The 797-nt window shown below is 72.8% G+C and carries 2 protein-coding genes; both read right to left on the bottom strand.

The window, feature by feature from the left end; all coding sequences use genetic code 11:
* A partial coding sequence (locus tag GJV64_RS15040; protein WP_164158326.1) for a PHP domain-containing protein occupies window positions 1-505 on the bottom strand: 505 nt, incomplete at its 3' end.
* Window positions 502-797: DUF6504 family protein (locus GJV64_RS15035; RefSeq protein WP_328799209.1), on the bottom strand; the 296-nt coding region annotated here is incomplete at its 5' end. The genes GJV64_RS15040 and GJV64_RS15035, both read right to left, overlap by 4 nt.

Below are 797 nucleotides of genomic sequence, written 5' to 3'. Positions count from 1 at the left end.
GCCCCCCCATCACCGCCCCCTGCCACAGCCGGCCGGGGCAGGCGCGCGCCAGTTCGGCCAGCCGGCTGTGCTGGGCGCCCTGCGGCGGCATCATGATCAGCAGCAGGCCATCGGCATGCGCGATCAGATCGGAGAGGTGGAGGATGCAGCCGCCCTTCTCGGCGCGCCGGTTGCCCAGCGTGAGCAGGCGGGTGAGCCGGCCCCAGCCACGGCGATGGGCGGGATAGGCGATCACGTCTGGCGTGCCATCGGCAAACACCAGCCGCGCGCCCACCGCCAGCCTGAAGGCCGGCGGCGCCTGGCCCGCCTCCTTCGCCGCTTCGGCAAGTTCACGCACTGCCACATGGGCGCGCACCACGCCGGCCACCGTGTTGCGATCGGCAATGCCGATGCCGGCATGGCCCAGCGCCACCGCCGCCGCCACCATCGCCGCTGGGCTGGACGCGCCTTCGAGGAAGGAGAAATGGGTGGCCGCCGCCAGTTCGGCGAAGCCCTCGGGCGTCATGCAAACAGCCCGTGCACATACCAGCGCGGATGCGTTGCCTCCGCACCATAGAGCCCGTGGCGCAGCAGCCAGAAGCGGCGGCCCTGTTCATCCTCCACCCGCCAGTAATCGCGGGTGAGGCCGGCGCCGTCCTTCCGCCGCCACCATTCCGCCGCGATGCGTTCGGGCCCTTCAGCCGCAGTGATGCGGTGGCTGGCCCCGCGCCAGCGAAACAGGCGCGGCGGGCCATCGGGCACTTCGGCCAGCACCTCGATCGGCTGTGGCGGCACGAACAGCCGCCAGGGCCGCGCCG

The organism is Sandarakinorhabdus rubra (genome assembly GCF_010994245.1).
Lineage (GTDB): Bacteria > Pseudomonadota > Alphaproteobacteria > Sphingomonadales > Sphingomonadaceae > Sandarakinorhabdus > Sandarakinorhabdus rubra.
The sequence above is the reverse complement of the archived record's forward strand: the minus strand, read 5'-3'. Positions and strand labels throughout refer to the sequence as shown.